The 24,484-nt window shown below is 37.4% G+C and carries 21 protein-coding genes and 1 pseudogene; 9 read left to right on the forward strand and 13 right to left on the reverse strand.

The window, feature by feature from the left end:
• The first annotated feature begins 33 nt into the window (after positions 1–33).
• Complete coding sequence (locus BXU11_RS06035; protein WP_024982365.1) at positions 34–978, forward strand: ABC transporter ATP-binding protein; 945 nt, start codon at positions 34–36, stop codon at positions 976–978.
• Between the two features lie 71 nt (positions 979–1,049).
• On the opposite strand, the gene BXU11_RS06040 is transcribed toward BXU11_RS06035, so the two are convergent.
• A complete protein-coding gene (locus tag BXU11_RS06040; RefSeq protein ID WP_078211351.1) occupies positions 1,050–3,458 on the reverse strand; it encodes a prolyl oligopeptidase family serine peptidase in 2,409 nt (802 codons plus the stop codon).
• Positions 3,459–3,686: 228 nt separating this feature from the next.
• On the opposite strand from BXU11_RS06040, the gene BXU11_RS06045 reads away from it, so the two are divergent.
• Positions 3,687–4,694: a 3-oxoacyl-ACP synthase III family protein gene (locus BXU11_RS06045; RefSeq protein ID WP_024982363.1), complete on the forward strand. Its 1,008-nt coding sequence runs from the start codon at positions 3,687–3,689 to the stop codon at positions 4,692–4,694.
• Between the two features lie 744 nt (positions 4,695–5,438).
• Here the strand turns inward: BXU11_RS06045 and ald are convergent.
• The gene (gene ald, locus BXU11_RS06050; protein ID WP_078211352.1) at positions 5,439–6,569 is read right to left on the reverse strand and encodes an alanine dehydrogenase; all 1,131 of its coding nucleotides are present in this window, start codon (positions 6,567–6,569) and stop codon (positions 5,439–5,441) included.
• 194 nt (positions 6,570–6,763) lie between these two features.
• On the opposite strand from ald, the gene BXU11_RS06055 reads away from it, so the two are divergent.
• A complete protein-coding gene (locus tag BXU11_RS06055; protein WP_024982361.1) occupies positions 6,764–7,222 on the forward strand; it encodes an Lrp/AsnC family transcriptional regulator in 459 nt (152 codons plus the stop codon).
• Between the two features lie 189 nt (positions 7,223–7,411).
• Here BXU11_RS06055 and BXU11_RS06060 read toward each other — a convergent pair whose 3' ends face one another.
• Complete coding sequence (locus tag BXU11_RS06060; RefSeq protein WP_078211353.1) at positions 7,412–8,860, reverse strand: glyceraldehyde-3-phosphate dehydrogenase; 1,449 nt, start codon at positions 8,858–8,860, stop codon at positions 7,412–7,414.
• Positions 8,861–9,016: 156 nt separating this feature from the next.
• Positions 9,017–10,417: a Do family serine endopeptidase gene (locus BXU11_RS06065; RefSeq protein WP_078211354.1), complete on the reverse strand. Its 1,401-nt coding sequence runs from the start codon at positions 10,415–10,417 to the stop codon at positions 9,017–9,019.
• A gap of 134 nt (positions 10,418–10,551) precedes the next feature.
• Here BXU11_RS06065 and dapF point away from each other — a divergent pair, with 134 nt between their 5' ends.
• The 5 genes from dapF to BXU11_RS06090 all read left to right on the forward strand — a co-directional run bounded on the left by dapF (position 10,552) and on the right by BXU11_RS06090 (position 14,566).
• On the forward strand, positions 10,552–11,334 hold the full coding sequence (gene dapF / locus BXU11_RS06070) for a diaminopimelate epimerase (RefSeq protein ID WP_078211355.1): 783 nt from the start codon (positions 10,552–10,554) through the stop codon (positions 11,332–11,334).
• Between the two features lie 18 nt (positions 11,335–11,352).
• On the forward strand, positions 11,353–11,886 hold the full coding sequence (locus BXU11_RS06075; RefSeq protein ID WP_078211356.1) for a GNAT family N-acetyltransferase: 534 nt from the start codon (positions 11,353–11,355) through the stop codon (positions 11,884–11,886).
• Positions 11,887–11,896: 10 nt separating this feature from the next.
• Complete coding sequence (gene mltG, locus BXU11_RS06080; protein WP_078211357.1) at positions 11,897–12,937, forward strand: endolytic transglycosylase MltG; 1,041 nt, start codon at positions 11,897–11,899, stop codon at positions 12,935–12,937.
• A 113-nt stretch (positions 12,938–13,050) separates the two neighbouring features.
• Positions 13,051–13,836 carry a DUF2279 domain-containing protein gene (locus BXU11_RS06085; protein ID WP_078212109.1) on the forward strand — a complete coding sequence of 262 codons (786 nt, stop codon included), beginning with the start codon at positions 13,051–13,053 and terminating at the stop codon, positions 13,834–13,836.
• A 97-nt stretch (positions 13,837–13,933) separates the two neighbouring features.
• Positions 13,934–14,566 (forward strand): peptidoglycan-binding protein LysM, encoded by a 633-nt coding sequence (locus tag BXU11_RS06090; RefSeq protein ID WP_078212111.1) that lies wholly within the window; start codon positions 13,934–13,936, stop codon positions 14,564–14,566.
• Positions 14,567–14,892: 326 nt separating this feature from the next.
• On the opposite strand, the pseudogene scpA reads toward BXU11_RS06090, so the two are convergent.
• The 8 genes and pseudogenes from scpA to dnaA form a co-directional block, all read right to left on the reverse strand.
• Positions 14,893–17,018 (reverse strand): annotated as a pseudogene (gene scpA / locus BXU11_RS06095) (methylmalonyl-CoA mutase).
• 41 nt (positions 17,019–17,059) lie between these two features.
• Complete coding sequence (locus BXU11_RS06100; protein ID WP_078211358.1) at positions 17,060–18,424, reverse strand: methylmalonyl-CoA mutase subunit beta; 1,365 nt, start codon at positions 18,422–18,424, stop codon at positions 17,060–17,062.
• A gap of 21 nt (positions 18,425–18,445) precedes the next feature.
• Positions 18,446–18,763 (reverse strand): septum formation initiator family protein, encoded by a 318-nt coding sequence (locus BXU11_RS06105; protein ID WP_035717872.1) that lies wholly within the window; start codon positions 18,761–18,763, stop codon positions 18,446–18,448.
• A gap of 21 nt (positions 18,764–18,784) precedes the next feature.
• Complete coding sequence (gene udk, locus BXU11_RS06110; RefSeq protein ID WP_078211359.1) at positions 18,785–19,393, reverse strand: uridine kinase; 609 nt, start codon at positions 19,391–19,393, stop codon at positions 18,785–18,787.
• Positions 19,394–19,689: 296 nt separating this feature from the next.
• Positions 19,690–20,412 (reverse strand): SAM-dependent methyltransferase, encoded by a 723-nt coding sequence (locus tag BXU11_RS06115; RefSeq protein ID WP_078211360.1) that lies wholly within the window; start codon positions 20,410–20,412, stop codon positions 19,690–19,692.
• A complete protein-coding gene (locus BXU11_RS06120; protein WP_078211361.1) occupies positions 20,413–21,015 on the reverse strand; it encodes a Uma2 family endonuclease in 603 nt (200 codons plus the stop codon).
• Positions 21,016–21,168: 153 nt separating this feature from the next.
• On the reverse strand, positions 21,169–21,636 hold the full coding sequence (locus BXU11_RS06125; RefSeq protein WP_024982347.1) for a low molecular weight protein-tyrosine-phosphatase: 468 nt from the start codon (positions 21,634–21,636) through the stop codon (positions 21,169–21,171).
• Positions 21,637–21,645: 9 nt separating this feature from the next.
• The gene (gene dnaA / locus BXU11_RS06130; protein ID WP_024982346.1) at positions 21,646–23,073 is read right to left on the reverse strand and encodes a chromosomal replication initiator protein DnaA; all 1,428 of its coding nucleotides are present in this window, start codon (positions 23,071–23,073) and stop codon (positions 21,646–21,648) included.
• Between the two features lie 185 nt (positions 23,074–23,258).
• On the opposite strand from dnaA, the gene BXU11_RS06135 reads away from it, so the two are divergent.
• The gene (locus tag BXU11_RS06135) at positions 23,259–23,663 is read left to right on the forward strand and encodes a thioesterase family protein (RefSeq protein ID WP_024982345.1); all 405 of its coding nucleotides are present in this window, start codon (positions 23,259–23,261) and stop codon (positions 23,661–23,663) included.
• A gap of 29 nt (positions 23,664–23,692) precedes the next feature.
• Here BXU11_RS06135 and BXU11_RS06140 read toward each other — a convergent pair whose 3' ends face one another.
• The gene (locus tag BXU11_RS06140; RefSeq protein ID WP_078212113.1) at positions 23,693–24,325 is read right to left on the reverse strand and encodes a YigZ family protein; all 633 of its coding nucleotides are present in this window, start codon (positions 24,323–24,325) and stop codon (positions 23,693–23,695) included.
• Positions 24,326–24,484: the final 159 nt, after the last annotated feature.

Below are 24,484 nucleotides of genomic sequence, written 5' to 3' on the forward strand. Positions count from 1 at the left end.
TATCTTTGTTTTTTTAAATTCATACCCAATATAATGCTTGAAGTTCAAAATATTTCTTTCGCTTATACCGACAAAGCGATCATTCAAAATGTAGATTTTACCGTAGAAAAAGGACAAAACATCGCACTAATAGGCGAAAGCGGCTGTGGTAAAAGTACGTTGCTGAAACTTATTTATGGGATTTATGATTTACATGAAGGAAAAATTTTCTTTAATCAAACCCGTGTTTTAGGTCCCAAATACAACTTGGTGCCCGGAATGCCGTTTATGAAATATTTGGCTCAAGATTTTGATTTGATGCCCTTTGAAACCGTAGCCGAAAATGTTGGTAAATTTTTGTCTAATGGTTTTATGCCTTTAAAAAAATTACGCATTCAAGAATTACTCGAAATGGTCGAAATGACCGACTATGCCAAAGTACGCGCCAAAGATTTAAGTGGTGGACAGCAACAAAGAGTAGCCTTGGCCAAAGTATTAGCGGTTGAACCACAGGTTTTGTTACTAGATGAACCCTTTAGTCATATTGATAACTTTAGGAAAAATGCCCTACGCAGAAATTTGTTTGCCTACTTAAAGAAAAAAGGCATTACGTGTATTATTGCCACGCATGATAGTACCGACGCTCTTTCTTTTTCTGACGAAACCATAGTCTTGCAACAAGGACGCATTGTAGAAAAAGCACCTTCTGTTGAAGTGTACCAATTTCCAATTAATAAATATGTAGCTTCTTTATTTGGAGAAGTTAACGAATTACGATTATCACAACTGATGCCCATTGACGAGAATGATGAAATGGTGTTGTTGTATCCACATCAATTAAAAGTATCTCCAGTGGGAACCATGCGAGCAGTAGTGAAACAATCTTATTTTAAAGGCAGTCGGTTTTTAATCAAAGCCGCTTTCGATCGAAAAGCTATTTTCTTTGAGCACGAAACGGCCTTAGAGGTCAATCAAGAAGTGTTTTTGAAAATATTATAATCGTTACAAGTGAACATAAAAAAAGAGACAACTTTTCCGAGTTGTCTCTTTTTTGTTAGTAGTCATTTGACTTAGTTTTTCAAATGTTTTTCTAAGAATTGATCTTGTTCCCAGAGTAAGTGCAAGATGTTTTCTTTGGCAGCATAACCATGACTTTCTTTTGGTAAAATCACCATACGAGCAGGGCCACCTAAACCTTTTATGGCTTGGAAATAGCGTTCGGTTTGTAATGTAAAAGTACCAGGATTGTTATCCGCTTCGCCGTGCACTAATAGTAAAGGAGTTTTCATTTTATCCGCATTCATAAAAGGGGACATGGCCGTGTACACCTCTGGCGTTTCCCAATAATTACGTTGCTCGCTTTGGAAACCAAAAGGCGTTAAAGTTCTATTGTAAGCACCACTTCGAGCAATCCCACAAGCAAAAAGGTTGGAATGGGTCAACAAATTAGCGGTCATAAAAGCACCGTAAGAATGGCCGCCCACCGCTACTTTTTTTCTGTTGATGTAGCCCAAAGCATCTACCGCATTGATTGCAGCCTCAGCATTGTCCACCAATTGAGTAATAAAGTTGTCGTTAGGTTCAGTTTTGTCTTCTCCTATAATTGGGAACGAAGCATCGTCTAAAACCACATAGCCTTTGGTCACCCAATACACAAACGAACCATAGTTAGGAAAGGTAAATTCGTTAGGATTTTGAGTGCTTTGTCCCGCACTATTTTTGTCTTTGTATTCGGCAGGATAGGCCCAGATCAATAACGGCAATTTTTCTTTTTTGGCTTTGTCATAGCCTACAGGCAAGTATAAGGTTCCCGAAAGTTCAACACCATCTTTACGTTTGTATTTGATCACTTCTTTGCTCACATTTTTGATGCTTTCAAACGGATTTTTGAAATCGGTGATGGGTGTGATTTTCTCTTTTTGGTTGATGTTTCTAAAGTAGTAATTTGGGTAATCATTTTTGGATTGAATTTGTACCAAAACCGTTCCTTTTTTAAAATCTTCTACCTCAATAATATCTTCTTTTTTGTCCTTATAAGTAGAAGTATACAAACGTTTGCTTTGTAACGTTTTTAAGTTCAATTCGTCAATGAATGGGAACTGACCTTCTTTCGTAAAACCATCGCCAATACGGAAGGCTTTATCATTTTCGATAGCCAAAACATAGCGGTTGTATTGATTTTTTCTAGTCTCGAAATTACCCGGATCAGCGTAAACGTCTTGTGAGTTTCTGTCGGTGATCACTTTAGGTTGTTGCGAAGGATTGGATGGATTGATCAGGTAGGTTTTGGTATTTCTAGTGTCATACCATTCATCAGAAACTATAGCAAAAGTGTCATTCCCCCAAATGATGTTGTCAAATCGTTGTGGTGTTTTTACTAGCGAAGTTGGATTGGCTGTAAAAGGCGCGTCCCATAAAAACACTTCGTCTCTAAACGCAACTTTATTTGCTGGATCCCCTTCGTCTAAAGCTTGTACAAAAGCCAAAGTTGCGGGTTTGTCGTTTCTCCATTGCAAAGCTCTTTTTCCTTTTTGCACGGCCATGAATCCTTTGGGCATAATTTCGGTTAAAGGCGTTTCGTTTACGATTTTTATTTCTTTTCCGTTTTTGTCATACACCACACTTTTCATTGGAAAGCGATTCAAAGGAACGATATAAGAAAACGGTTTTTGAATCGTAGTAAGCATAATGTAATTTCCATCAGGAGATAAACTTTGACCAGCAAACATATCCGCCGATTTGAATAGCGTTTTATTGCCATTCAAAGTGATTTTATACAATTCAGATGTGATGATGTTCTCAAAATTGATCTCGTCATTTTTGTTTTTCAACATGTCTGGATAAGTTCGGTTTTGTGATTTTGCACCACTAGCATTCGAGATAATTGGTCCCGCTGGCAAATCTTTTTTGGCATCCAATAAAGGTTTTCTGTCGCTAGGCAATAGTTTTACCAATATTGTTTCGTTGTCATCAAACCAGCTAAAAGGAGCGCCTAAATTGGCATTCAAATTCGCTTCGGTCAGTTTCTTGGCTTGAGCAGAAGCCACGTCAATTACCCAAAGTTCTACACCATTGGCAGCGGTATGTGTGAACAAAATTTTAGTGTCGTTCGGCGACCAAGATAGATTGCTGATTTTGGCATTAGCTGGTAATCCCGCTACTTGAACTTCGTTTTTGTCTTTAATTTTTCGAAGTTTTAAGTTGTTGATATAGGTTACGGTACTCGAAATGTTCGTCACAGGATTGATACGTAAACCACCCAAACGCAATTCTTCTTGATTAAGATCGTCAAGTGTTTTGTAGGTGTTTCGGTAAGAAAGTAAAAGGTATTCTTTTTTAGTATCCATCGAAACCGAAGGAGCACGTTCGTAATCCGCTAAATCTAATATGGATTTAGAAGGTTTTTGGTAGCTTAGATTCTCTTGTGCGATGACTGAAAAACTAAAGGCAAGGCATAAAAAGGCAAGTTTTATTTTCATGAAAGGAAAGTTGGTTAATGAAAGGTTTACAATAAAATTAGTTGTAAAAAACCATCAAATGTTACAAAGATTAGCGTTTTATTTTGCTGTAAAAATGGTAAAAAATAGTGTAAGTTGTAAATTTATTGAGCTTGAAATGATTATATGAAAAAAAAGACTAAATTGTGAGGAAGCTTTTTAAAAGATTTTTAATTTAGCCGATCAAAATTTAATATAAAATTAATACGTATGTATCACTCTAAAATAGCAGGATTAGGATTTTATGTTCCTTCAAATGTGGTGACTAATGATGATTTGTCAAAGATAATGGAGACGAATGACGAATGGATTCAGGAACGTACCGGAATTAAAGAGCGTCGTCATATCATAAAAGGAGAAGACACCACTACAACAATGGGAGTAAAAGCAGCAGAAATTGCCATTGAGCGCGCTGGTATTGCCAAAGAAGATATTGACTTTGTGGTTTTTGCTACTTTAAGTCCTGATTATTATTTCCCAGGGCCTGGGGTTTTGGTGCAGCGCGATTTGGGTTTAAAAACCGTTGGAGCAATTGATATTCGTAATCAGTGTTCAGGTTTTGTGTACGGATTATCAGTAGCCGATCAATACATCAAAACGGGAATGTATAAAAACGTTTTGGTCATTGGATCTGAAGTGCATTCTTCAGGTTTAGACATGACCACTCGTGGGCGTGGGGTTTCGGTAATTTTTGGTGATGGAGCAGGAGCTGCTGTATTATCAAGAGAAGAAGATTTAACCAAAGGAATTTTGTCTACGCATTTGCATTCCGAAGGGCAACATGCTGAAGAATTAGCCTTGCTTGCTCCTGGAATGGGCGGTCGTTGGGTAAACGATATTTTGGCTGATAACGATCCGAACGACGAAAGTTATTTTCCTCACATGAACGGACAGTTTGTGTTTAAAAATGCTGTAGTTCGTTTTTCCGAGGTAATCAACGAAGGTTTGCAAGCCAATAATTTGGATGTTTCAGATATTGATATGTTGATTCCACATCAAGCGAATTTGAGAATTTCGCAATTCATTCAGAACAAATTTAAGTTGAATGATGATCAAGTATTCAACAACATTCAAAAATACGGAAACACCACTGCTGCATCTATTCCAATTGCCTTGACTGAAGCTTGGGAGCAAGGAAAAATCAAAGAAGGTGACACTGTGGTTTTAGCTGCTTTCGGAAGTGGTTTTACTTGGGCAAGTGCGATTATTAAGTGGTAGTTTATTTTTGTAAGATAGTAAAGGTCTAGAATGCGAGTTCTAGGCTTTTTTTGTGGTTTTTACTGCCTATGTTGAAAAATAGACCGAATATTTTTTTTGTTTTTTGCTAAAAAGAAAGTTCATTTGGTGGGAATAATTAGTAACAATTATTGTCCAATCTAACTATTAACTTTATCTGGCCAACTTCAGTTGGCGTAGGAAAAGATGAAAGTTCCGTAGGAACGAACCATTTTGTAGCAACGGATTTTAATCCGTTGTATTTAAGTATGATGTAGTGTGAATCGTATCCATATAAATTTTAGCTACGATTGTTATTTTTTGCATTGAAGATTTGATTGTTTTTTTCTATTCAATATCCCAAGAAAACCAATTCCTAGTTTTTAGCCCTGATCGCAGCGGCATCCTTTGCTTTTTTGATAAAAAAAAAGCAAAGATATAGCGGAGAGCAGGACGATGTCAGTAAAAAAGCCCATTCTTTCCGCTCCTAAATTTTGGTATAAAAAAAATCCGTCTGGTTTTGCAACGAGACGGATTTTGTGTGGTAAGTATATTATTTTTTAAACATAGGAGTCATGTAAGATTTGTAAATCAACTTGTTTTTTCAGATGGTTAAAGCTTATATAAGTTACAAGGGTTTTGTAAATTGACCTTAAACTACTTCAATGAACTGGCGATTTTACTTAACTTATTTAAACAAAAACTTAGGTGACTTATATGTTTTAATCAAAATGTTGTTAGATGGAATTAGCAAACAGCTTCTTCTGCTAGAACGCTTTCTACTTCGTGCAAAGGTAAATCCCAAGCCTCGGCAACACCACGGTAAACTACTTTTCCGTTGGCTACGTTCAATCCTAATTTTAATTCTTTGTTTTCTTCGCAGGCTTTTCTCCATCCTTTGTTGGCCAATTGAATCGCGTAAGGCAAAGTCGCATTGGTCAACGCTAAAGTTGAAGTGTAAGGCACAGCACCTGGCATGTTGGCCACACAATAGTGAACAATATCATCGATGATGAACGTTGGGTCTTCGTGAGTGGTTGGTTTACAAGTTTCGATGCAACCTCCTTGGTCAACAGCTACGTCTACTACTACGGTTCCTGGGCTCATTAATTTTAGCATGTCGCGAGTAATTAAGTGAGGCGCTTTGGCTCCAGGAATCAACACACCACCAATAACTAAATCGGCTGTTTTGATCGCTTCGCAAATGTTGTAATGATTTGACATTTGAGTTACTACGTTAGCTGGCATTACATCAGACAAATATCTCAAACGTGGTAAACTTACGTCCATAATGGTAACTCTAGCTCCGAATCCAGCGGCCATTCTAGCGGCTTGAGTTCCTACGATTCCACCACCTAAAACTACTACGTTTGCTGGAGGAACACCTGGTACACCACCTAAAAGGATTCCTTTTCCTTTCATTGGTTTTTCTAAATATTTAGCTCCTTCTTGGATAGACATACGTCCCGCTACTTCAGACATTGGCACCAATAAAGGCAAGCTACGATCAGCTTTTTCTACCGTTTCGTAAGCTAAACAAACGGCTCCGCGCTCTAACATTGCGTGTGTTAACGGCTCAGAAGAAGCAAAGTGGAAATAGGTGAATAATAATTGGTCTTTTTTAATCAAAGGATATTCAGAAGCGATTGGCTCTTTTACTTTGATAATCATTTCGGCAATGTCATACACTGCTTCAATAGTAGGAAGAATTTCGGCTCCTGCATCTGTGTAGGCTTGGTCACCGAAACCACTGTTGCTACCAGCATTGGTTTGTACATATACAATATGACCGTGTTTTTTAAATTCGGCTACACCTGCTGGCGTTAAGGCCACACGGTTTTCGTTATTCTTGATTTCTTTTGGAACTCCGATTATCATAAGACTTTGTTTTGATTGGTTTTTGTGGGGTAAAAGTAATTTAAAAAGAAAATATTTTTTCCTGTGAATGATAGAAAGGTAAATATTAGTTTAATTTAGTATTTTAGCCTAAAATTTTTCTTTTCGAAATCGTTTTTTGCTTTTGTAAAAGAAAAATTATCTTAAAAGTGTTCCTTTTTTAAAAAGCTGCCCAAATGAATATTGATGAAACAGACAAAAAAATCTTACGCCTCTTGCAAGCCAACGCGCATTTGACGTTAAAAGACATTGCCAATCAAATCAATCTGTCTCTAACGCCTGTTCATGATCGAGTGAAACGTCTTGAAAAAGAAGGGGTTATTGATAAATATGTTACGGTGCTCAATAAGAAAAAGCTAGGTAAAAACTTGACTGTTTTTTGCCAAGTCACGCTTGTAAAACAAACCTTTGATATTTCTGAAGCTTTTAATGAAGCGATTAGGAATTTGCCCGAAGTGGTGGAATGTGATTTTGTTTCGGGTAGTTTTGATTATTTGCTAAAAGTGGTCTTACCTGATATGGAAAGTTACCATCATTTTCATCAAAAGAAATTATCGGTTTTGCCGGAGGTTAGTTTGATTAATAGTTTTTTTATCATCTCTGAGGTAAAAAGCACAACGGTATTACCGATTTAAAAAATATTGTTTGTTGTTTATAGTTTGTTGTCTAAGTCTTTGAGATCTTTGTGTTAATCTTTGCGAGTTTAGCGGTTAAATACGTTGTGAGGGGTAAAAGTGATATTTCTCTAAATATGAGTTTAAAAAAACCACCAAAAGTTGTCTCTTGATGGTTTGTTGAATTATAATTAACGTTGGTTTTATCTACTAATAGTAAGTATAACGTCTTACTTTTGAAATGTATTTGGCCAAACGAATGACTTGATGGCTGTAGCCGTATTCGTTGTCGTACCAAATGTACAATACTATGTTTTTTCCGTCTTTAGAAACAATAGTGGCATTGCTATCATAGATGGAAGGGGCTGTAGTTCCTACAATATCCGAAGAAACCAATTCGTTATTCAACGAGTATTTGATTTGCTCTACCAATTCGCCTTCTAAAGCGTATTTTTTCATAATGTTGTTAATGCCTTCGACAGAAGTTGCTTTGTTTACTTCAAGATTCAAAACCACTAAAGAGCCATTGGGAACAGGAACACGAATCGCGTTTGAAGTTAATTTTCCTTCTAAAGACGGTAAGGCTTTGGCAACCGCACTACCAGCACCTGTTTCGGTAATCACCATGTTTAAAGCTGCAGCTCTGCCACGACGGTGTTTTTTATGCATATTGTCTACCAAATTCTGATCGTTAGTATAGGCGTGAATGGTTTCTAAATGTCCTTTTACAACTCCTAAAGTATCTTCAATCGCTTTCAGAATAGGAGTAATGGCATTGGTGGTACATGAAGCTGCCGAGAAAATTGATACCTCGTCCGGATTGTATTCGTTTTGATTTACTCCGTGAACAATATTCGGCACGCCTTTTCCAGGTGCCGTAAGTAATACTTTATCGGTTCCTTTTGAAGTCAAGTGACGACTCAAAGCTTCTTGAGTAGTGAAGGCTCCCGTGTTGTCGATTACTAAGGCATTGTCAATATTGTAAGCTGTATAATCAATTTCTTCTGGAGTGTTGGCAGTAATCATATGAACGGTAGTTCCGTTGATGATTAAGGCATTATTGGCTGGATCAGCAATAACAGAACCATTAAAATCACCATGAATAGAGTCATAACGCAACAAAGAAGCTCTTTTTTCTAAGCTTGTAGCGTCGTTTTTGTCACGAGTAACAATGGCTCTCAATCGCATTTGATTGCCTTTTCCGGTTTTGGACATTAACTCACGGGCCAATAAGCGACCAATACGGCCAAAACCGTATAAAACCACATCTTTGGGTTGAATTTCCTCAGTGAATTTGGCGTCTTTTAGTTTGTCAATTACAAAATGTCTGGCATCTGGGTATTTTTCATCCAAAAGTCCGTATTCGTAAGTCAATTTTCCGATGTCCAATTTGGAAGGCGGTAGGTCTAAAGATAGAATAATACTCGCAATTTCAACCGAATCAGAAACAGCAATTGGTTTCCCAACAAATTCTCCTGCGTATTCGTGCAAGTTTAGAATTTCGCTCACATTTCTGTCGATTAAATGATTTCGGAACAAGACCAACTCGATCGATTTGTCATACCATAAATCGCTAATAATTTTGATTAATTCTACTCCCGAGCGTCTTCTGTCGGTTTGAATAGTCACTTCCTTTTCGTATAAATGTGTTGTACTCATGAATGAATTTTGTAAAAAAATAAAGTTGTGTTTTTTAAAATTTTTGCAAAAGTACCCTATTTCAATCGATTTCGTAAACTGTTTTTGAATTTTTTTTATAAAAAAAAGCCATCACACGCTAAGGTATGATGGCTGTTGGTATAAAGTTATTTTTTTTTAAATGATTATTCTGAAAATTTCACCATTTCGGTTGATCATTTCTATACGAACACTTTGTTGTTCGGATTTGTTTTTCATAATTGAAGAAACTGTTTCTACATTTGTAGCTTTCACATTATCGATGCTCAAAATGATATTGCCTTGTAATTCTTCGGCATATTGAAGGTAACGCTCGTTGGTAATGGCTTTGATTTTTACCCCATAATCAATTTTGAATTTCTTTTTGTCGGCTGCATCAATATTTTCTACTTCAATGCCTTTAAATTCAGAACTGAAATATTCGTTTTTGCTCAAGGTTACTGTGGTCGATTTGTTTTTACCCTCACGGATATAGTTGACCACTACTTTGTCATTCGGACGTTTGGTGTTAATGTATCCTGACAAGTCTGCATACGAGGTTATGTTTTGATTGTCCATTTTTACTATAATATCTCCTTTTTGTAAACCTGCTTTTTCAGCTCCCGAGTTTTTACTTACTTTATTGATGTAAAAACCTTCCGTTTCTTTTATTCCCAAATCTTTAGAAGCGGGACTATTCAATTCTCTACCTTCTACACCAAGAATGCCTCGTTGTACGTTACCGAATTCCATCAAGTCTTCAATAATTTTCCTAGCATTATTCGAAGGTACGGCAAAGGAATAGCCAGCATAACTTCCTGTTGGAGAAGAAATCATCGTGTTGATTCCGATTAATTCTCCTCTGGCGTTTACCAATGCACCACCTGAATTTCCTGGATTTACAGCGGCATCGGTTTGGATAAAGGATTGAATACCTCTCGCGTCTAAGTTTCTAGCTTTGGCCGAAACGATACCTGCAGTTACCGTTGAATTTAAGTTGTATGGATTACCCACAGCCAAAACCCATTCGCCTACTTTTACATTATCTGAATTGGCAAATACGGTGTAAGGTAATTTTTCATCGGCCGAAATTTTCAACAAAGCGATATCCATTTTGGAATCAGTACCGATCAATTTTGCTTTGTAGGTTTTTTTGTTATTGAGGGTGATTTCAATTTCTGAAGCGTCTTTAATCACGTGATTGTTGGTAACGATGTAACCGTCTTCAGAGATGATCACTCCCGAGCCCGTTCCTACTTGTTCTTGTTGTTGTCCGCCGCCATAGCCATAAAAATATTCCAAAATAGGATTGCTAATGGTTCTTCGAGAAACGTTTTTTACGTGTACAACGGAGTGTACTGTTTTTTCAGCAGCCTCGGTAAAATCTATTGCTTCAGCTGCGAGTCCCACATTTTTCCCGTAATTTTCTTGAGCAAGAGTTACTACACCTTTTTTGTTATTTGAAAAATACCCGTTGTCATCAAACAAAAGTTTGTAACCACCTAAGGTAGTGGCGCCACTAAGGACTGATACTAGTAATAAGGATGAGATTTTTTTCATAATAGATTTTAGTTTTATTAGTTATTTAGAGACAAATTTAGCACATAAAATATTTTCTAAAAACGAGTTTAACGTACTTTAACAGTGTTTAACTATAATTATTAATTGTACTTTTGTGTTTCAAAATGATATACATGACTTTAGAATTTTATAAATACCAAGGCACTGGAAATGACTTTGTAATGGTTGATAATCGATCTTTATTTTTTCCGAAACAAAATACTGAACTTATTGAAAAATTATGCGATCGCCGATTTGGTATAGGTGCTGACGGATTGATTTTGTTGGAAAATGATACCGAAACTGATTTCAAAATGGTCTACTACAATTCCGATGGAAACGAGAGTTCCATGTGTGGTAACGGCGGACGTTGTTTGGTAGCTTTTGCCAAACAATTGAACGTTATTGAGAATGCGACCACTTTTATCGCTACCGATGGTTTGCATCATGCAACTGTTGCTCCTGATGGATTGGTTTCTTTACAAATGATTGATGTTGTTGAGATCAAAATCATCCCAGAATACGTCTTTCTAAATACAGGTTCGCCACATCATGTTCAAATAGTAGAGGATTTAAAAAACTATAATATAAAAGAGCAAGGCGCAGCTATTCGTTACGGAGCATTATATGGCAAAGCAGGAAGTAATGTCAATTTTGTGAGCCAAATCAATGACGATACTTTTGCCGTTCGTACCTATGAACGTGGAGTAGAAGACGAGACTTTGGCTTGCGGCACCGGAGTTACTGCTGTGGCCATTGCCATGCATGCTACGGGGGTTACAGCAGCTACTCGAATAAATACCAATGTAGAAGGCGGAAAGCTAGAAGTGTCTTTTGAAAAAAACGGGAGCCAATACACGCAAGTTTTCTTAAAAGGTCCCGCAGCGTTTGTGTTCAAGGGACAAATTGAAATTTAAATTTTGCACCTTTAATTCATGAATACATTAAAAGGTAAAAACGTATATCTACGAGCTTTAGAACCGAATGATTTAGAGTTTGTGTATGCCATGGAAAATGACCAAAGCATTTGGGAAGTGAGCAATACACAAACGCCATATAGTAGGTTTTTGATCAAACAGTATCTCGAAAACGCACATCAGGATATTTACGAAGCCAAACAATTGCGACTGGCAATTTGTCAAGATCAAGATTTTCCAGCAATCGGATTAATCGATTTATTTGAATTTGATCCCAAAAACAGAAGAGCAGGTATGGGTATTGTCATACAGTCGGACCAAAAAAGGAATCAACAAATTGGTTCTGAGGCGCTTGAATTGTTGATTCAATTCTCGTTTTACGATTTGAATTTGCATCAAGTCTATGCAAATATTGGTACAGAAAATAGTGCAAGTGTGGCGCTTTTTACTAAATTTGGCTTCCAAAAAATAGGAATAAAAAAAGATTGGGTACTAGTCAATGGAGTGTATCAAGACGAAGCCATTTATCAATTAATTAATCACAAATTTTAATCATTTTATTTTGAACGTAAAAAAAATCCTTTCGATTGTAGCTGTTGTGGTAGCTTCGGTACTTTTAGTTTACGGTTTTGTTTTGATTCGTCAAATCTTTAGTGCCAATACTAAATTCAATGAAGATAAAGTATATGTTTATGTGCCAACAGGTTCAGATTATACAGCTGTCAAAAAACTCATAGCACCCTATGTTGAAGATATGCAACGCTTTGAAATGGTTGCAGGCAAAATGAGTTATGCTGAGAATGTAAAGCCAGGTCGTTTCTTATTGAAAAAAGGAATGAACAGTTATGAATTAGTCAAATCCATGCGCAGCAATGATCCCGTAGATTTAGCCTTCAATAATCAAGAACGTTTAGAAAATTTAGCTGGTCGTGTGGGTTCTCAAATCGAACCAGATAGTTTGTCGCTGTTGACTACCTTCAAAGATTCTGTTTTCTTGAAAGAAAATGGTTTTACGGAAGAGAATGTTTTTGTGATGTTTATTGCCAATACGTATGAGGTGTATTGGAACATTACAGCCGAGAAATTTCGTGACAAAATGATCAAGGAATATCGTAATTTTTGGAATGAAAAACGCACCCAACAAGCAGCCAAACAAGGTCTAACGCCAGTTACGGCTACTATTTTAGCATCGATCGTTCATAAAGAATCGGTTAAAAGAGACGAGAGACCTCGTATAGCTGGAGTATATTTGAACCGTTTGCAACAAGAAATGCCTTTGCAAGCCGATCCTACGGTGATTTTTGCCTTAAAGAAGAAAAGTAATGATTTTGATCAAGTCATAAAACGTGTCTTTTACAACGATTTGTTTTTAAATTCGCCATACAATACTTATAAAAACATTGGCCTACCTCCAGGACCCATTGCAATGCCTGATATCACGGCACTCGAAGCGGTTTTGACTCCTGAAAAGCACGATTACATTTATTTCTGTGCAAGTGTTGATCGTTTTGGTTACCACGAGTTTGCAGCTACTTTACCGGAACATAATATTAATGCTAAAAAATATTCAGATTGGATCAACAGCCAAGGTGTGCAACGATAATTGTTTTACCTCGAAATATAGTCTTTCGATTGATTTTATTATTTTGGAGCACTTGCCCTTTGTTGGCGCAAGTAGCTCCAAACTCTTTTTTTACCCCATCTGATTCTTTAAATATGCAAAGACGAAATACCGTTATCATCACCGAAACGGTATTGGGAGGAGGAGCCTTGTTAGGATTGAATCAACTTTGGTACGCGGACTATCCTAAATCCAACTTTCATTTTATCAATGACAATGCCGAGTGGTTACAAATGGACAAAATCGGACATATGTACTCATCCTATCATTTGGGTCGTTTTGGTGCCGAGGCCTTGCATTGGAGTGGAGTGAGTAAAAAAAATCAGTTGCTTTATGGCGCTACACTGGGATTTGTTTTTTTATCCGCAGTGGAAATCATGGATGGTTTTTCTGCCGAGTGGGGCGCCTCTACGGGCGATATCTTGGCCAATGCCGTAGGAACAGGACTTTATGTTTCGCAAGAATTACTTTGGAACGAGCAACGCATTATCCCTAAATTTTCCTTCCACACCACGTCATTCGCTGCGCAAAATCCGAACAAATTAGGCAATAGTTTTTCGGAACAACTCTTAAAAGATTATAACGGGCAAACGTATTGGTTATCGGGAAATATTTCATCTTTTTTTCCTAACGCACCGTTACCCAAGTGGCTTAATCTTGCAGTTGGCTATGGTGCCGAGGGCATGACGCAGGGTTTGAATCCAAATGATCAACGCGAACGACAATTCTACCTCAGTTTTGATATTAATTTTCAGAAAATACGGACTAATAATTCTATATTAAAGACTATTTTTTCACTAATTAACACCTTAAAAGTACCTGCGCCTACTTTGTCATTTGGCTCAAACAGTGGGGTTAAAGCCCATGTCTTTTACTTTTAACATTTTTTAACAGCTTGATTTTCAATTACTTTTTTGTTTAGTGGTATCTTTGCAGCAGTAATTTCACAAGGTGACAGCGCGTGAAGAAAATCAATTTATGATAAAGAAATGGTATTTTTTCTTGAGTTTAATTGCCCTAGTGGCCTATGTAAGCTTGAGTTTTAAAAAAGAGAAAAAGAGCCTCGCTCCCAAGGTTCAATTGGTGCAAAAGGAAGTCAAACAAGCCGAATTTCCTTTGAAAGATTCTTTAACTTTTGACATTCCCTTTACCAAAAATCAGTTTGTTGGTTTCAAAGAAGCAGTAGCTCACAAAGAATCACGAGGAAAATATAAAAAAGTGAATTCTTTAGGATACTTAGGGAAATATCAATTTGGAGTACAAACCCTCAAAGCGGTTGGCGTTAAAAGTCCTAAAAAGTTTTTGAACAGCCCAGAATTGCAAGAAAAAGCATTCGTAGCGTTGTTGTCCAAAAACAAACATCTTTTAGAAAAAGTCATTGAGAAACACGAAGGAAGTGTTATTGATGGGATTTTAATTACAGAATCTGGAATTTTAGCCGCAGCGCATTTAGCAGGCGCAGGTTCAGTAAAAAAGTTTTTCCGTTATAATGGGAAGAAATTTTTCCGAGACGCTTACGGAACTTCATTAAGAAGCTATTTGAAAAAGTTTGGAGGTTATGACACTTCCAACATTGTAGCCGATAACAACGCTACAGTTCATTCAATTTAAGTATTTCAATTTTCTTAAAAGCTATGATTCACGTCATGGCTTTTTTTTTGGAGCACACACAAAGCGCTTTTCTAGTGAGCATCGTCCCGCTATTCGCTACAATCTCTGGTCTTGTTTTGTCACAAGACCAGAGGATTTTCACTGCTATCGGGGCTAAAGACAAGCATCTTCCCTAGTAATTTTCAGGTTTACTTCTATTTATTCTCCTATCAATATCTCCAAAATACTAATCGCAGCCACACTAATTTTGGTTCCAGGGCCAAAAAGGGCAACGACTCAGAGCAAAACTGACAGGTTTTTAAAACCTGTCAGTTTTGAAAACACAATTATTCCTCCATCAATATCTCCAAAATACTAATGGCAGCCTCACTAATTTTGGTTCCAGGACCAAAAACAGCAACAGCTCCAGCATCAAAAAGGAATTGGTAGTCTTGCACTGGGATGACGCCACCCACTACGACCATAATATCTTCACGGCCGTATTTTTTAAGTTCTTCAATGACTTGTGGGACTAAGGTTTTGTGACCTGCTGCCAAGGATGAAACGCCAAGAACATGCACATCGTTTTCTACGGCTTGTTTGGCTGCCTCTTCTGGAGTTTGAAACAAAGGGCCAATGTCTACGTCAAAACCTACATCGGCATAACCTGTGGCTACAACTTTGGCTCCACGGTCGTGTCCATCTTGCCCCATTTTGGCAATCATGATTCGGGGTCTTCTTCCGTCTTGTTTGGCAAAAGCATCAGCTAGTTGCTTGGCTTTTTCAAAACTTTTGTCGTCTTTAATTTCTTTGCTATACACGCCACTAAAGGATTTAATTTGTGCTTTGTAACGTCCAAAAACCGTTTCTAAGGCATCGCTTATTTCGCCAAGGGTTGCTCGGTTTCTTGCGGCTTCTACGGCTATTTCTAACAAATTGCCTTCATTGGTTTTGGCACAATGAATCAATTTTTCGAGACTACTTTTTACTTTTTCGGAGTCTCTGTTGGCTTTGATTTTTTCCAATTGCGCCAACTGTTGTTTACGAACCATTTGGTTGTCTACATCCAAGATTTGCAAAGGGTCTTCTTTCTCCAATCGGTATTGATTCACCCCTACAATAATATCTTGTCCACTGTCAATTCGCGCTTGTTTTCTTGCAGCCGCTTCTTCGATTCTTAATTTTGGAATACCGGCCTCAATGGCTTTGGTCATACCACCTAATTCTTCGACTTCTTGAATCAATTGCCAAGCTTTTTCGGCAATTTCATTCGTAAGGCTTTCTACATAATAACTGCCTCCCAAGGGTCTACGGTTTTGGTAATTTGGGTTTCCTCTTGTAAATAGATTTGGGTGTTTCTTGCAATTCTTGCTGAGAAATCAGTTGGTAACGCAATGGCTTCGTCTAGTGCGTTGGTATGTAATGATTGAGTTCCGCCAAAAGCAGCTGCAGCCGCTTCGACTACTGTTCGTGCTACGTTGTTAAAAGGGTCTTGTTCGGTTAAACTCCAGCCAGAAGTTTGGCAATGGGTTCGCAAGGCCAATGATTTTTCATCCGCAGGGTTGAATTCTTTTAGCAGTTTAGCCCAAAGCATTCTACCCGCACGCATTTTTGCAATTTCCATAAAATGATTCATTCCAATGGCCCAGAAGAAGGATAATCTTGGCGCAAATTCATCGATTTTCATTCCAGTGGCTAAACCCGTTCGTATATACTCTAATCCATCGGCTAGTGTGTAGGCTAACTCAATATCGGCAGTAGCTCCCGCTTCTTGCATATGGTAGCCAGAAATAGAAATCGAGTTAAATTTGGGCATTTTTTTGCTGGTAAATTCAAAAATATCAGCAATGATTTTCATAGAAGGAGTAGGAGGATAGATGTAGGTATTTCGCACCATGAACTCCTTTAAAATGTCATTTTGTATCGTTCCCGAAAGTTGCTCTGGAGCTACGCCTTGTTCTTCTGCTGCTACAATATAAAAAGCCATAATTGGCAAAACAGCACCATTCATAGTCATCGATACCGACATTTCTTGTAGTGGAATTTGATCAAATAACACTTTCATATCCTCCACGGTGTCAATGGCTACACCAGCTTTTCCAACGTCTCCAACTACGCGTTCGTGATCGGAATCATAGCCTCTGTGCGTAGGGAGATCAAAAGCAATGGATAATCCTTTTTGACCCGCGGCTAAATTGCGTCGGTAGAAAGCATTGCTCTCTTCGGCAGTAGAAAATCCCGCATATTGGCGTATCGTCCACGGTCTACGAACATACATGGTCGCATATGGTCCACGTAAGTTGGGCGCAAAACCAGCCCCAAAGTCCAAATGCTCTAAGGTTTCAATGTCTTTTTCGGTATAGGTAGGTGGAATCGTAATACCTTCCGCTGTAAGGAAAGGCTCGTGACTAGGTAAACTAGCACTTTTTGTGGAATGGTCTAAGGTAATATGTTCAAGGTCTTTTCTTTTCATGGCTCGAATAGTAATGGTGAATCGTTTTGGTTGGAATAAGCTTACTCTAAGGCGAGTCGTTCTTGTTCGATTTTTTCGGCCAAACGTTTTTCGATTATTGGGGTAATCAGTGTTTTTCGTGGATTGATTTTTACAAAAGGAAACAATTCCAAATCGTGCTTCATTCGGTCAGCTTGGTTGGGATGTTTGTTGGTTCCCAATAATATTTTTTTACCAGTATCAAATAAAGCTTGTTCCTTGTCGGCACTTTCTTGGATTTTTCTTTTGACGGTACCTTCTTTCAATTGCTTTAAGAAACCTCCGTTTTTTTCGATGTCTTTAAACAATTGAAGTGCTTTTTCTGCTAACTGTTGGGTGATGCTTTCTAAATAATAACTTCCGTCAGCTGGATTGTTGACTTTGTCGAAATACGATTCGTTTTTCAGAATCAACAATTGATTTCTAGCAATACGATCTCCAAATTCGTTGTCTTTGTGGTACAAGGCGTCATATGGCAAATTAGCAACTGCATCTGCTCCTCCCAAAATGGCACTCATACATTCTGTAGTAGTTCGTAACATATTGACATTGTAGTCGTAAATCGTTTTGTTTCTTTTAGTTGGAGTGGCTAGAATATGACAATCGATATCCAATTCATAGGCATTGGATACAATTTCAAAAAGTTGACGTAAAGCTCTTAATTTTGCAATTTCGAAGAAGTAGTTACTACCTATGGCGACTTGAAATACTACACTTTTTTTACAATTCGGAACACGGTTGAAGTACTCATTGGCTTGCGCTAAACCATAAGCGATTTCCTGAACCATAGTGGCTCCTGAATTTTGATACAGTCCCATATTGACACTCAATAAAGTGCAATTTTGGGTGCTATTAAAAAGCAATTCGAGGGTTTCGAAATTGTCTTTTTCAGGGGTTGAAAACCAATTGCCGTCTTGGGCTAATTGTCCGATAGGATCCAATAAGCAGAAAATCGTAGCTTCTTTTTCTTTAGCAATTTGGTCAATTTTTGCAACGAAATCGATTGAAAGAAATTGGAAATCGAAATAAATATCGATTTTTTCCAGAGGAAGTGCTGCAAGCAATTTTTCTACAGCGATGCTCTGATTAGGAATAGTAAAACGGAGGCTCGTTGCTCCGCGTTGGATGGTATCTAAAGCTCTTTCTATGGATTTGTCTAAGTCGTAAACAAAAATATTTTGACAAATACTAAAGGCTGTGGCTTGGGTGCTAATGCTAGCGCTACCTTTTAAATCTTCTTTGTCGTAAAATGGTTTTACTTTTATTTCCTCTGGAGAATTCCAAATTACCGTTTCGTTATAATCGGCACCTTTGAGTTCAAATTGAATTTTTTGTTTCCACTGTTTAGCCGAAACAGTATTGAAATCTTCAAATAGATTTTGCGCCATTGTGTTGGTATAGGTTTGTTGTTATTGTATTGTATCGCCTTCAAATTCTATGATATAGATGTCTTCGTTTTCTTTTTTCATATAATATTTTTCTCGTGCGAATTTCTCTATCTGTTCTGAATTTTGTAATTCTTTAATGCTTTTGCTGTCCTTTTTAATTTCCTCTTGGTAATATTTTTTATTCTCTTTTAGCTCATCCATTTCCTTATTGAGCATTTGATGGTCAAAATAAGAATAATTGTCTAAAAAAGTCATCCAAACAATGAAAAATAAGCCTACCCAAATATACTTATTGCTAAGTAGTTTGAACCATTTTTTGTCTTTATATGAATTTATCATTGTTGCTAGATTGGAAAAGAATTACAAAATACGTTGGTTAATCACGGCGCGCACTACATCAATAGCTACCGTATTGAATTTGTCATTTGGAATGATGATATCGGCATAGGCTTTGGTAGGCTCGATAAATTGTTCGTGCATAGGTTTGAGCGTGTGTTGGTAACGACTCAATACTTCTTCCATATCACGGCCACGTTCTGATATATCACGACGTAATCTACGAATTAATCGTTCGTCAGAATCGGCATGAACATAAATTTTAATGTCAAATAATTCTCGAATTTCAGGATTGGTAAAAATAAGGATGCCTTCTACAATCATTACTTTTCTTGGATGGGTAATAATAACGTCATCAGTCCTATTGTGTTTGATGAAAGAATAGACCGGCTGATTGATGATGTTGCCTTTTTTAAGTTCTTTTAAATGGGCTACTAATAGTTCAAAATCGATGGCCCTAGGGTGGTCAAAGTTAATGTTGGAACGCTCCTCATAACTCATGTTTTTGTTCTCTTTGTAATAAGAATCTTGTGAGATGATGCCCACTTCGGCATCAGGTAGTTCATTCATGATTTGATGTACTACTGTTGTTTTTCCACTTCCGGTTCCTCCCGCAATTCCTATGATGAGCATATTAACTTTACTTTTAAATTTTGTTACAAAAATAAGAATTTAAAGAGATACGAATTTGTTTTTGCGGACTATTTTTGAAAGACTTGCTAATTAAATGATAGGGAATAATTGCTGAAAGAGTATTTTTTTACTGCCTATAAGAATGCCATTTTTTCTCTTTTAGCCCCGGGAGGAGTGGCATCCTTTGCTGCCGGGGTTCGGCAGTAAAGATATAACGGATCACGGGACGATGTGGCCTGAAAAGCCTAATCTTCCTGCTTCTAATAGAAATAATAGTACTAGATGTATGGGCTAGTTTACATTTTGTGCACAATAAAAATAGTAGGGCGTTTGTGTAAGTCTACTTTTTCTTTTTTCCAAGCCGCTATTTTTTTTGTTTTGATGTATTCGGTGGGTAAAGTGATATCGGTGGCTACGCAAAGATGGGTCTCGGGATGTAGGATTTGAATCAAATCTTCGAGTAGTTTGTTGTTGCGATATGGGGTTTCAATGAAAATTTGCGATTGGTTTTTGTCGAAAGATAATTTTTCTAAAAATTTCAATGCCGATTTTTTCTCTTCTTTTTCGATAGGTAAGTAGCCGTTGAAGGTAAAGCTTTGACCGTTCATGCCAGAGGCCATAAGGGCTAAGAGGATCGAGGATGGGCCCACTAAGGGTACAACTTGAATGCCTTTTTCGTGCGCAATTTTTACAATGACTGCTCCGGGATCGGCTACGCCTGGACAACCGGCCTCGCTCATTAATCCCATGTTTTTTCCCTCGAGCAAGGGTTGAATCATGGCCAAATGCTCTTTGGTTTCGGTGTGTTTGTTTAGGGTAAAAAGTACGAGTTCTGATTGTTTTTTTTCGGGTTGCACTATTTTGATTGATTTTCTGGCCGTTTTTTCGTTTTCTACGATGTAATGGTCAATAAAATCAATGCTTCTTTTGATGGTTTGTGGTAAAACATCCATAGGGTCGCAATCGCCCATAGTGGTTGGAATTAAGTATAATTTTCCTTGCGAAAGAGTTGGTTTCATTTAGTGGTTTTCTTTGTTTATTCTTTTGAATACCTCGTCAACTGTAATTTGCATTTCTGAAAACAGTGGACTTTTAATTATTTGCCCTTCAGAAAAGGGTTTTAATCCGATGTATTCTTCGTTTTGTAACGTGTACACTAAAACAAAACGTTCTTCGGGTTCTACTATCCAATATTCTTTTACGCCACTTTCTTGGTATAAATTGAATTTGGTATCTACATCATGCTTGCTGTTGTTGGGTGATAATATTTCTACAATTAAATCTGGAGCGCCATTGCAGCCTTTATCATCTAATTTGTTTTCATCACAAATAATGCATAAATCGGGTTGTACTACAGTAGTGTCTTTTTTTGAAGAGGCAATCGGAAGTCTTACGTCAAAAGGGGCAACGAAAACACTGCAAGGACGATTTTCGAAAAAGCTATAAATTTTCCAATTCAAATTCTGTGAAATCGTTTGATGCTTTCGGCTTGGGGCAGGGCTCATTTTACGGATAAATCCTTTGATTAGCTCCACTCGCTCTGAAAATTGCCATAGCAAATAATCGGAATAGGTGTAGGTTTTTGTCAAATCTAAGTCTGAAAAATTTTTTACTACTGACATGTGCTGTGTTTTTTACAAAGTTATAAAACTATCTGAACTTGTTTGTGATTTTTTACAATTGAGTAATAATTACAATTGTGTTTTTAACCACTTAATGTTCAATAAATATGTGAAGTTTTATACTTTATAGAAGAGCAGGAATTCTTGTTGTATTTAAGAATGCTTCTCAATGACTTTTTTGGCAATTACATCACAAGCTTCGTCTAGCATTTGATATACATTTTCAAATCCATTGGTTAAGCCGTAATAAGGATCGGGTACATCTACATTTTCACCTGGAAACAATTCGTTTAAAATCATTTGAACTTTGTTTTTCTGGGTGTCATTTTTTGCCATCTCAATCACGGTGTCATAATTGGAGATGTCCATCACGTAAATATAATCGAAGGTATCGAAATCTTTGGTGCTAAATTGTCTTCCTTTTTGGTGCGCAATCGAGAGGTTGTGGTGCTCAGCTACTGCAATGGAGCGTTTGTCAGGAGCGTGGCCTATGTGCCAAGAGCCTGTTCCGGCAGAATCAACAACGAATTGATCCGCTGGTAGTTTTGAGGCTAATATTCCTTCTGCCAAGGGAGAACGACAAATGTTTCCTAAGCAAACCATTAATATTTTTACAGGCATAATCCGCTTTTATAGCGTTAATTTAGAGTTGATATCGTCAACAAATTTTTTGAATTGTTTGTCGGTGGCTACAAGGTTGTCAACCGTCTTGCAAGCATGTAAAACGGTAGCATGATCACGATCGCCAATTTGTGAGCCAATATTGGCTAGAGATGCCTTAGTGAATTTTTTAGCAAAAAACATGGCCAGTTGACGGGCTTGAACCACGTGTCTTTTTCTGGTTTTGGATTGCAAAGTTTCGATGTCCAATTGAAAATAGTCAGAAACAATTTTTTGAATAAAATCAATCGAGATTTCTCTTTTGACGTTTTTGACAAATTTCTCCACCACGCTTTTGGCTAACTCAATAGTTACTTCTTTTTTGTTGAAAGAAGATTGTGCGATTAAGGAGATAATGGCGCCTTCGAGTTCACGAACATTGGATTTGATATTCCGGGCAACATACTCAATGATGTCTTCTGGAATTTCAACACCATCGCGGTACAAGATGTTTTTCAAAATTGAAATACGAGTTTCGTAGTCCGGTTGATGTAACTCGGCCGATAATCCCCATTTGAAACGAGACAGCAAACGTTGTTCGATATCTTGCATGTCAACAGGAGCTTTGTCTGAAGTCAAAATTACTTGTTTGCCGTTTTGGTGCAAATAGTTGAAGATGTGGAAAAATACATCTTGAGTTCCTGATTTTCCAGATAAAAACTGAACATCATCAATAATCAATACATCGATCAATTGATAGAAGTGAATGAAATCATTACGGTTGTTTTTCTTAACCGAATCGATATATTGCTGGGTGAAAATTTCGGCAGAAATGTATAAAACCGTTTTTTCTGGATATTTGTCTTTAATCTCTACACCAATAGCGTGAGCTAAGTGAGTTTTTCCCAATCCAACGCCACCAAAGATTAATAGAGGGTTGAACGAGGTGCCTCCGGGTTTGTTGGCTACAGCCATACCTGCCGAACGCGCCAATCTGTTGGAGTCCCCTTCTAGGAAATTATCAAAACTATAATTAGGGTTTAATTGCGATTCAATTTTTAAATTGCGAATCCCAGGAATCACAAAAGGATTTTTTAGTTCGGGATTCAAATTTTTGATTGGAGCATCCACTTCCTGTGGTTTCATCACCACACGATTGGTACTTGGTAATTGTTCCGTAAACGGTTGTTTATTACCATAAGTGTTCTCCATTCTAATTTTATAAAGCAGCTTAGCATTCTTACCAAGTTCTTTGGTAAGGGCTACTTTTAATAATTTTACATAGTGCTCCTCTAGCCATTCGTAAAAGAATTTACTAGGTACTTGAATATATAAAGCATTGTCGGTTAACTCAACTGATTTTATAGGTTCAAACCAAGTTTTGTACGCTTGCTCTTGAATGTTGTCCTTTATAAAAGATAAACAGTTTTCCCATACCGATTGTGCAGTTTTATTCATAGATTTGGCGAAATTATTTTTACTTTAGATGATTTTTGAAGCAAAAAACGGTGACTGTTTTTTGTGATTTTCAGGTTAACAAAAGTGTGAATAATTTTTTGTATAAAAAAATATATTGACCAATAATTTTAGAAAAAAATGTTGTAAGGGCATTAAAAATTTTAATTTTTTTTTAAGAAAACACAATGAAAAATCATCAAGTAGAAGTACGTGTTCGTTATTCCGAAACGGATCAAATGGGAGTAGTTTATCACGGGAATTATGTGCCTTATTTTGAGATAGGGCGCGTGGAATGGCTTAGAAATAAGGGGGTTTCGTATAAAGTGATGGAAGAAAACGGCATTGCGCTCCCCATCGTTTCTATGACAATCAATTACAAAAAATCGGCTCGTTATGATGATTTATTGACAATTCATACCACTTTTAAAAGGCAGACGTCCGTGAAGATCGAATTCGAGTGCGCCATTTACAGCGAAACCCAAGAGTTATTAACAACGGCCGATTTTGTACTGGTTTTTGTCTCTCTAAAAACGGGTCGTCCAATCGCTCCTCCAGATTATATTTTGGAGCTTTTAAAAAACATCGACTAACGACAAAAAACATCGACAAAAAACATGTTTCATTCTTTTTTTTCGATCTGAATCTCAAACATATTTTCAAAAATGCCGAAAATCATTTCGGCGTTTTTTTTTCGAATACAACACTCTATTTTGCCAATCGGTACATTCGTTTGGACATCAATTTCCATTTCTTGATTCACAATTTGAAGTTGTTTTTCTTTAATAACACGCATCACTTTGTTCATGTTCTTATAATCGAAAGTGATTACGAAAAAAACATCAATAGTTTTCTCCACAATTTCACTCGCTGCTATCGCTAATTGCGCTGTGGTTTTATAGGCCGCAATCAAGCCACCAACCCCCAATTTGGTACCTCCAAAAATCCGAACTACCACAATCAAAATATTCGTCAAACCAAAGGACTGAATTTGACCGTAAATGGGAGTTCCCGCCGTATTGCTCGGCTCCCCATCATCGTTGGCCCTATACACGAACGTTTCAGTTCCAATTTGGTAGGCATAACAATAATGCACCGCATGCGGATGTTCTTTTTTAAGCACTTCAAGAATAGGTTTCACTTCGTCTTCGTGCGTGATCGGAAACGTGTACCCAAAAAACTTACTGTTTTTTTCCTTAAACAATATTGGTTCGTTGGGCGCAGCAATAGTTTGATAAGTATCTTTCATGTTCAACTTTTCTGAAAGGGGGATTTTTGTTGCAAATTTAAGTTTATTTCTTGGAGCAGCACCCAAGGCATAGTTATGAGGCATGGGTTCCCGCTATTCGCTATATCTTTTTCATACGCTTGGCAGGTTTTAGGGACCTGCCAAGCGTATGAAAAAGGATGCCGC

The sequence above is a fragment of the Flavobacterium sp. LM5 genome (assembly GCF_002017945.1).
GTDB lineage: Bacteria > Bacteroidota > Bacteroidia > Flavobacteriales > Flavobacteriaceae > Flavobacterium > Flavobacterium succinicans.